The sequence below is a fragment of the Herminiimonas sp. genome (assembly GCF_030645555.1).
Lineage (GTDB): Bacteria > Pseudomonadota > Gammaproteobacteria > Burkholderiales > Burkholderiaceae_D > Oxalicibacterium.
Genome location: NZ_JAUSME010000216.1, coordinates 1 through 8,576, shown reverse-complemented (window position 1 = coordinate 8,576; position 8,576 = coordinate 1). Strand labels below are relative to the sequence as shown.

The window sequence follows — 8,576 nt, the reverse complement described above, 5'->3', positions numbered from 1 at the left end:
CGTTTCAGTACAGACATAACTTACCATGATGCAATATTTCTGCCAGTGTCTAAGTTTTGTACATGTGCCTGAATGCGACAGCGATTCAAGCCTGCAAGGGGAACATGATGTTGAAGCGTAGCGGGGTGTCTGCGTCTTGTGTAACTTGCAAGGAGCCGCCCTGCATTTCCAGCATTTGCTTGGCTTGATACAAGCCTATACCCAGACCGGCAGCGTCGCTGCTCCAGAACGGTTCAAACAGGCGCTCTAGCGCCGGGGCGTGGCTGCCATTGCTGGCTGTTATCGCGATGCTTACATGTTGTGCATGCGTTTCTATTGTGATCATCATCAAGGGCTGGCCGGTATGCTCGCGCACGCTGGCATCGTGATAATTTTTCAGGATATTGTCCAGTGCGGTATCTATCGTCGTGCCGGCCGAGTGGATCAGTGCATCCCCTTCTATCTGTACTTCGAGTTCGTGCAGTGCGCATAAGCTGCTCAACACTACACGCAACTGGATCGCGCGCAACGCTTCGTGCGGATTCGAGCCGGCTGTCAGCGTATGCACGATGCGGTCGGCGCGATGGCGGATCAAGGGTGCGGCGCGGCGCAAATGGGTCAGTATTTTTTGTTCCTTGCCGGCCGGTACCGTGGCCAGTTGATCGGCCATCAACTGGATGAATTGCGCGATATTCTTGATGTCATGCTGTAGAAACAGATTCAGCTTCGACATTTGCGAGAAGGTTGCATCGATCGCACTCGCCTTGATCAGCATGTCGGTGCGCAGCAGCAGCAGGAAGGTTTCGATCAGCGTTTCTTCAAAATAACGCTGCTCGCCGCGATTGTCGCGCTGATAGAAATTCATCGTCAGCTTCATTTCAGCGACTTCGATTTCCTTGTATGTGGAAGCATGGAGATGCCGACCGTAGCTGCCCTGTTTGACTATGCCAAACCAGTCCAGTCGCCAGTTCAGCCCCATTAAACCGGCCTGCTCCAGCAAGGGCCACGCCTGTTCCAGGAACATAGGTGTATCGAAATTGCATTGTTCATTGAGCCGGATCAGGCCGAGATTAATGCGACTGGCCTTGCGTGCCTGGTACCACAGTGCAGCCACCACTGCCGCGATGGTGATGCCCATCAGGATGAAGGCCAGATAGATTTGCTCAATCATCGCGTGCTATGCCGAATTTCTTCATGAAATAGTAAATGTTTTCGCGCTTGACGCCGAGCCGCTTGGCGCTCTGGTAGACGTTGAATCCGGTTTCCTTCAGGATCTGTCGCACCAGCCGTTCTTCCGCGTCTGTGCGTATGCCCTTGAGGCCATCGGCTACCTGGGCGTTGACGGCGATGCGCGTAATGCCTTGCAGGCTCAGTTCGTTTTCCTTTTGCAGGAACAGGAAGGCACGCTCGATTGCACGCAGGATGGTGTCCGACGATGCCGGCTTGGCAAGGAAATCGAAGGCGCCTTCGCGGATCGCTTCCAGCGCTGCCGCCTCTTCATCCTGGCCCGTCAATACGATCACCTTGACCGCCATGATCTCGCTCTGGATCGCCTTCAGCGTGGCGAGTCCTTCGGTGATGTCATGCGCGTGCGGCGGCAAGCCGAAATCCAGGATCACGATGCGGATCGCCGGGTTGGCGCGCAGCATGTGCAGCGCAGTTTCGCGCTGTTGTGCTTCGCTGACGACATAGTCATGGAGTTCCAGCATGCCGCGCAACATCGTGCGCAAGCCAGGGTCGTCTTCGACCAGCAGTATTTCTCCGACGTGCTGCATCATTTCGGCGGCACCTTGCGGTTCATTTCCCTGAGCCGCTCATCGAGGAAGCGCAGCTCGTGCGGATCGGTGATCTGTCCGCTGGCGAGCATGCCGCCGAGCAGGATTTTGGCGCTGTCCAATTCATTCATGTCTTCCAGCAGGAATACTTCCATCTGCCGCGCCCAGCCAGGCACGCTTTTATCTGTCGCATACAGCCGGATTGCCTGCGCATACTTGCGTGCCAGCGGCAGGTCCTTGAGCTTGTGCCGTGCGATGTAGGCAGCATGTGCGAGTGCACGCCAGCGCTGATTCGGATCGTCCAGAAAACGGCGATAGATAAATTCGAGCATTACCCTTTTTCTGGCGTCGTCGGGCACATCGGCATACAGGTGGCTGGCGGCCAGCAGCGGATATTGCGCGCTCGGATCAAGTTCCAGTATGCGCCCCAGCCATAGCTGCAGATTGTTGTAGTCGAGTCGCTGGAACGGCACTCTGGCGCCCGGCTGATTGTCGAACGCCTGCACATACAGCATCAGCAGTTTGCCGAGCGCGATTGGCTCTGCCAGGCTGGCGATATTGAGTGTGGTGATGCCTGGCGGTGCCGCCAGATTTTCAGCCTTGGCTTGCGGTGCCGGCGCGAGGCGGTGCCAGCTTATCTGCATGGTCAGTCCGGCCAGCAAGAGCAGCAGCACGGTTTTCGGCACGAATGAAACGGGACGTTCGCGCATGGCTAGATATTCTTGCGATACAGGTCGAACAGTGCGGCGCCTGTGATCAGAGTCAGGAAAATTGCGCTTTGCGCCAGGATGGACGGCAGGCTGGACCAGTTTCCTGTCTGGTAGACCAGCCATTCGGTGCGGGTAAACTGGTCGAGACGCGGCAGGATGACGGCCACTGCATCGATGACGAAGCCGATCACGTTCTGCGACAGCGTATGGTCGGTCGTGCTCTGTCCTATCAGCTGGAAGGCGCTGACTGAGCGTGCGGCGAGATAGAACGCCATCACGGCGCTCAGCGCGCTCATGACCTGGCTGAACGTCAGTACGCACAACAGGCTGAAGGCGGCAACCAGCCATAGCTCACACAGTAGCGATACCGTCCACAGCGCGGCTTGTGCAAATGGTGAAAAAATCCACGCCAGCGCGCCGAACAGCAGTGCCGGCACCAGCGCCAGCGCGCCGAAGCCCAGCAGCTTGCCGAGCAGGTAGCCGGCGCGCGGCAATGGCAGCGCAAGTATCAATTCCAGACCCTTGTCGTTGAACTCGCGCACCATGCTGGTTACCACGAACGTGGCGATCAGGAATACGGCTGCAAAGCGTGCAAATGCAGCAATCAGTGCGATCTGTATCTGCCGGCTTTCGGTGATTGCCAGTTCATTGAGAAAGCCGCTCAGGCCTATGGCTATCAATGCAACGGCCACGACCAGCCAGATCAGGCGGTTGCGCAGCGCTTCGATGAAGGTGTAAAACGCGATGGTGCGGGCTTGTTGAAACATGGGCGGGGTTCGCTAAGGTAACGGGATAGATGTAGGTGTCGTACCGCTATAGCGGGGTGGCAAATGCCGGTACGATGGTATCGGCGACCGCGCATGCTGCGGTAGTGATAGAGGCGCGCGAATTGCCCCTGGAGATATCGCCGTCATCGAGCTTGAGATCGATTTCCACCGCTATATCGCAAGGCAGGTTGGCAAACTCGATCAGGTTCAGCGTAGTTGCCGGGACAGGATTGGCGCCGCCGGCGACGACCGAGCCGGCAGCGATGGTATTGCCGAGTACGCGCGCCGTGCCGTAGTGCGTCTTGATCTGTGAGGAGCGTATGAAGCCGGCATTGAACAGATGGACAGGCACATTGTTCGATTCGGCCACGGTGTTGATAATGCCGTTGCCGTCACCACCGACAGTGACGTTCGGAATTTCATTTGCCGTATAGCGCCAGTCGCCGGGCAGGTAGCGGTAACGATCCTTGAAGTATTGCGACGCCGTGCTCAAGTCCTTGGCGGTCACGAGGATATCCTTGACGCGCATGCTCCTGATCAGGGACTGGCTCTGCAGGATGCCGCCGAGCAGCAAGCCTATGATGACCAGCACGATGGCGATTTCGACCAGCGTGTATCCATGCTGGCTGGTCGATGCCGGGCGATGCATGGCCTCAGCCTTATGGAAGTTTGGCATCTATGGTCCCTTTTGCGACATAGTCCAGTATGTCGTCATAGCCTGCAGTCGGCGGAAAATTGGTGGTGAAAAATGGCGGCAGATTCAGCGCCGCCTTGATGAAGGGGGCCGTGCCGGAAAAATTATTCACTTCATTCGTACCCAGGCAGTTGGGTGCGACCGGCGCCAGTGGCGTGGCTGGCGCGACTGCCGTACATGGCGCACCGGCACCGGCGGCATTATTGAAAAACGCCACATTGTTGCGGCCACGTGTATACACGATAAACGGTGCGGTTGATGTCAGTGTCGCACCGGCGGCATCGCGCACGACGATGTCGCCGGCGGCGGCGATGAATCCCGCCTTGGTGCCGGTAGCAGCCAGGGCCGGGGTGACGCGGTAGCGGTAGCGGTTTGCCACGGCGGCAGCTGCCGGTGGCGTACTCAAGGCCCACGGATCATTGGCGGCGACGCCCAGCGTTTGCCACGGAATATTGCCGGCAAAGCTGCCGATATCTTCCAGGCCATCGCCCGTGCTGTCGGCGTAAGGCAGCCGGTTATTCCTGATCGCAAAGCCGATCAGCGCGGATTGGATGCTGTCGATATCCTTGAGCGCCAGGCTCACCTGTTCGTCGAATGACAGTACGGATTTGTTCAGCATCGCAGGCGCCACCAGATCGGCTGCCAGAAAGGCCATGACTAAATCATCAAACGGGCCGCTGGCGGCCGTTGTGCTGTCAGTCAATTCGCCGCGCACAAAGATGGAATCGTTATCGGTATTTTCGAACTCATCCGGGTTGCTGGCTCCTACAGGCAAAGCATTCCGCGTACCTTTAATCGTAAAAGCACCGGAACCGTTTTTGCCGTGTGAAGCCAGGATCACCACAGCCGGCGTGGTATTTGGAATCAGCCCTGCATTGGACCGGTCGTTAACTGTTATTCCGCCCTGGTTGCCGCTGTTGAAGCTGGCGCTGCGGGTCCAGTCATAAGGCGTGTTGGAGACTTGATAGGTGAAAAAATTATTCCAGCCATCCAGCGCCATCTCACGTGACATGCCCAATGTGACAAACGGCAGCGTGCCGAAAGTCGCCACGCATAACGTGGCTGGATTTGGTATTGGAGGTGTGCCTGCAGTAGCGCCGGCGCGATCCTCGATGCCGTCGAAACTGACATTGGGTGCAGGCGGCGTGGCAAGCGCGCTTTCCGGACAAGGCAGCCGATGATATTTTCCGAGGTAGCCTATGAGCGCATCACGGATGGCTTCCTGCCTTTTTTTCGTCACCGTGATGGCTGAATTTTCCATTTGCGATTGCACGAGCCCGACGCCGAAGGTCAGCATGATGCCGACCAGCAGCACCACGATGGCCATTTCTGCGAGAGTAAATCCCCGGCATGCACGCTTGCTCACGCGGGGAAGGATGGGTGCAGCTGGGTGTGGCAAGGGTGTGCGCATTATTTTCTTTCACGCAATCAGCGTTTGCCGCGCGGCACAGGCGCCGGCGGAATATCGGAGACCAGCAGTCCGGACTCATATCCTTCGCGCACCTGGCCGGTCGCGATGTCCATGCTTTGGCCAGCTTTCATGCGTACGTTCTGGCCGGATGGCAGTTGCAGGGAGAGTCCACCACGATGGCCATTTCCTGTCATTACCGTGATGCCTTGCGGGTGTTCATGCTCGTTCTGCGGCTGCGAGTTGATCCATACCGTCGATTTGCCGGAGCCCTTGCGCTGCACATAGCCGTCGAGCGTGAGGGTGGCAGCCGGCGGTCGCGATGCTGTGCCTTCAGCGACCACGGATGGAGCGCCACCTTGCCGCACTCTATCCAGCTCCAGTCGCTCTGCCTGTGTCAGGAACAGGCGGCCGGGTTGTTGCGCGCCGGCCTGCGGCACGACCTGCAGCAGCAGGACTGCCAGCAGGGAGGAAAAAATATAACGCTGCCTCATCGCTGCCTGCCGATTCATTGCGGCACCGCCGCGGGATTGTTTGTTGCAGCAGCGGGCTCGCCTATCGTAATCCAGTAGAGTGTGCATTCTGCCGTCAGCCGTGGCGCCAATGGTTCCAGACCCATCGCATTGACGGGAGTGATCGTGCATTCCTTTGCGGTGTAAAACCCCTGGTCTCTCAAATCGCGCAGAAAATGAACCAGGTCCAGTTCATGCAGCAGGCCGAAGCGCAGCGCGATTTTGGTGGCGCGCAATTCTAGGGAGGTAGCCAGCAATGTCGGTTCGACAGGTACCAGCTGTTGCGGCGCGAACTCGTAACTGATGGGTAACAACCGGCGCTTTTCCTGTATGTTTTTGATCAGCTCCAGCATGAACAGGCGATTCTCTTCACCGTAGAAACCACGTTCACGCAATTGCTCGAACTTGGGCAGAAAATCACGTATCTCTATGCGTTCACTTTCGGCCTGATTGAACTTGTCGCGTGCAGCGTTCTGGATCGCCTGTGCCTCTTCCCTGGCAGGCTTGATATGCAGCAGGTAGAAGCGCGCCACGGCCACCACCGTAATGCTCAGGATCAGAGCCACCGCTTATGTGATGATGGCCTTGCGTATCAACGGATAGCCATTCCTGGAGAACGAATATGGCTCCACAACGGTCTTGAGCTTTACCGAGGATTGCTTGTCGGCGGCGATTTTTTTTTGCTCGATGCTCATGGCTTGCGGACAAGTTTGATTGTGAACGGCGCCTTTAGCTCCGGGTTTGCTTCGCCGACCTTGTTTTCAAGTCTGACGCTCGGACGCATATCGATGGGTTGCAGCGTGACGGTTGCCGTCAGTTGTGGATTTTTTTGCAATGCGGCAGTGAACATGCGCACGCTATCCAGCGCGGCGCGGTAATCGCCGTCGAAGGGTTTGATTTCACCTTCCAGTAGCACGACCTCGCTCGGCTTCTCCGGCACGCCGAGCATGCTGGCTTGCGGTCCGGCATCGATGGCAGGAGGTGGAGGGGTGTTCGGTGTGCTCGCCACTGCGAGGCTGGCGGCATCTGCGATCTGCCATTGCAGCCGGTTGATGACAACTTGTGGCAATACGTCGAGTGCCTGGCTGATCTCTATCATCAAACCATCCGGCAAGGGCACGTTTTGCGTAATCATGCGTTCGATATCGACCACGGATTTCATGTCGTGCGGAGTCACCAGCGTGCTCGGCATGCCCTTGACGATAGTCTGATATTTGTATTCGGCTCTTAGCGCTTCTTGCTTCAGGCGCGCCGTTTCGCGCTTTTGCTCGAGGACAGTCATCACGTCGATGCCGGCCCATGCGAGGGCCGCCAGCGCGATGATGCCGCTGAATGCATACAGCGCGATGCGCGCCTGCCATAGCTGATAAAAATGATTCTGTTCGCGCAGCGGATAGTGGCTGGCGATGCTTGCCTTGCCCAGCAGCGACAGGAAAAGGGTATCGCAATCCTCCATTGGCCCGGCACTGTATTGCTTGAGTAACTGCCTGGCCTCGCCAATTTCTATCAAGCGATAGCTGGTGTCGGCATTGTCGTGGGCCTGATCCTGGATTGCAGCCAGGTTATGCACGTTGGCTATGACGACCAGCTGGATTTTTGCGCCGCGCGCCAGCATGCGGGTGCTGGCCAGAAACTGGCGCGTTTTTTCAGTTTCGGCGACGAAAGAATCGGCCAGTAGTTCGGGCGCCTGATCCAGCAAAGGGGTGAGCCGGCTGAAATGCAGCTGCCCTTTGTGAAAATAGCTCTGACGCAAACCGCTGGATTGATGCGTCACCAGCAGCAGTGGTTCTTGCCCAAGCCGTAGCTTGTTGACGAGCAACTGGCTCAGCAAGGCCAGTGAGTAAATTCCGGTCACCGGCACGGCAAGTTTGTACATCATGCTCAGCCAGGGTTTTGGCAATTCGGCATTGGTCAATGCGCTGAACAGGATGAGGTCGTCCTTGCGTCCTTCCTTCTCGCGCGCTTGCACGCTGGCATGGCGGAACGGCGTATCGCGATAGAACTGCGTCAGCTTGCGGTCTATGATCGCGCGTCTTGCCTTACCTATCGTGTGCGGCACTGTATCACGCTGGAAATCTTCCTCGATCAGGTCAACTAGGATATCTGCTGGCTGGTTTTTACATGTTGCGAGATAGTCGGCGAAGCGCTGCCAGCCATTTTCATCATTTGCGAAAATGTCTTCCAGCAACGCATTCGTGCCGTTCCACGAATAAGCGTTGAGTTCGTGATTGGTGAGATAAAACAGCTGCTTGCGCACGTGAGCCTTATTGTTGAGCGGTAGCGGTTGTCAGAACTTGAGCTTGCCGAACATGTCGTAGATGGGGCCCAGCACCGACATCATGACCCATGCCATCAGGATGCCAAGAAGGACTGTCATGATCGGCTCTATCATCGCTTGCGCCTGCTCGATCAGTTCCTTGACATCGCGGTTGTAAAAATAACTGACATTGCGCAGCGCGGTATCGAGCGAGCCGGTCGCTTCACCGACCTTCAGCATGCGGATGACGAGGGGAGGGAATATACCTGTCATCTGGAAGGCGGCGGTCACGCCTTGTCCCTCTGAGATCAATTGGCCGGCCTGCTGCAGCCCGCGCGCAATCATGCGATTGTTGACGATATCTTCCGACAAGCGGATGCAGTCGAGGATGGTAATGCCCGATGCATACATCAAGGCAAAAAAAGTGACAAAACGCGCCAGTATGATCTTGTGCAACACCGGGCCGACCAGCCA

Annotated in this window: 11 protein-coding genes; all 11 read right to left on the bottom strand. The window is 57.1% G+C overall.

The genetic code is table 11. From position 1 onward, the window contains the following. Nucleotides 1-85: 85 nt before the first annotated feature. A complete protein-coding gene (locus Q7T06_RS08535) occupies nucleotides 86-1,150 on the bottom strand; it encodes a HAMP domain-containing sensor histidine kinase (RefSeq protein WP_304783448.1) in 1,065 nt (354 codons plus the stop codon). Next, nucleotides 1,143-1,757 (bottom strand): response regulator, encoded by a 615-nt coding sequence (locus Q7T06_RS08530; RefSeq protein ID WP_304783443.1) that lies wholly within the window; start codon nucleotides 1,755-1,757, stop codon nucleotides 1,143-1,145. The genes Q7T06_RS08535 and Q7T06_RS08530 overlap by 8 nt, the downstream gene beginning before the upstream one ends. Continuing rightward, nucleotides 1,754-2,464, bottom strand: a complete 711-nt coding sequence (locus Q7T06_RS08525) for a hypothetical protein (protein ID WP_304783440.1) — start codon at nucleotides 2,462-2,464, stop codon at nucleotides 1,754-1,756. The genes Q7T06_RS08530 and Q7T06_RS08525 overlap by 4 nt, the downstream gene beginning before the upstream one ends. A gap of 2 nt (nucleotides 2,465-2,466) precedes the next feature. Beyond that, nucleotides 2,467-3,231, bottom strand: a complete 765-nt coding sequence (locus Q7T06_RS08520; RefSeq protein ID WP_304783437.1) for an ABC transporter permease — start codon at nucleotides 3,229-3,231, stop codon at nucleotides 2,467-2,469. A 46-nt stretch (nucleotides 3,232-3,277) separates the two neighbouring features. After that, nucleotides 3,278-3,907, bottom strand: coding sequence for a prepilin-type N-terminal cleavage/methylation domain-containing protein (locus tag Q7T06_RS08515; RefSeq protein ID WP_304783434.1), 630 nt, complete (start codon nucleotides 3,905-3,907; stop codon nucleotides 3,278-3,280). Beyond that, nucleotides 3,891-5,336 carry a Tfp pilus assembly protein FimT/FimU gene (locus Q7T06_RS08510; RefSeq protein ID WP_304783432.1) on the bottom strand — a complete coding sequence of 482 codons (1,446 nt, stop codon included), beginning with the start codon at nucleotides 5,334-5,336 and terminating at the stop codon, nucleotides 3,891-3,893. Before Q7T06_RS08510 ends, Q7T06_RS08515 begins: the two co-directional genes overlap by 17 nt. Before the next feature lie 17 nt (nucleotides 5,337-5,353). After that, nucleotides 5,354-5,845: a hypothetical protein gene (locus Q7T06_RS08505; RefSeq protein ID WP_304783430.1), complete on the bottom strand. Its 492-nt coding sequence runs from the start codon at nucleotides 5,843-5,845 to the stop codon at nucleotides 5,354-5,356. After that, complete coding sequence (locus Q7T06_RS08500; RefSeq protein WP_304783426.1) at nucleotides 5,842-6,411, bottom strand: hypothetical protein; 570 nt, start codon at nucleotides 6,409-6,411, stop codon at nucleotides 5,842-5,844. Before Q7T06_RS08500 ends, Q7T06_RS08505 begins: the two co-directional genes overlap by 4 nt. 3 nt (nucleotides 6,412-6,414) lie before the next feature. Further along, on the bottom strand, nucleotides 6,415-6,540 hold the full coding sequence (locus Q7T06_RS08495) for a hypothetical protein (protein ID WP_304783423.1): 126 nt from the start codon (nucleotides 6,538-6,540) through the stop codon (nucleotides 6,415-6,417). After that, nucleotides 6,537-8,102 carry a hypothetical protein gene (locus Q7T06_RS08490; RefSeq protein ID WP_304783420.1) on the bottom strand — a complete coding sequence of 522 codons (1,566 nt, stop codon included), beginning with the start codon at nucleotides 8,100-8,102 and terminating at the stop codon, nucleotides 6,537-6,539. The genes Q7T06_RS08495 and Q7T06_RS08490 overlap by 4 nt, the downstream gene beginning before the upstream one ends. 30 nt (nucleotides 8,103-8,132) lie before the next feature. Further along, a partial coding sequence (locus Q7T06_RS08485; protein WP_304783418.1) for a type II secretion system F family protein occupies nucleotides 8,133-8,576 on the bottom strand: 444 nt, incomplete at its 5' end.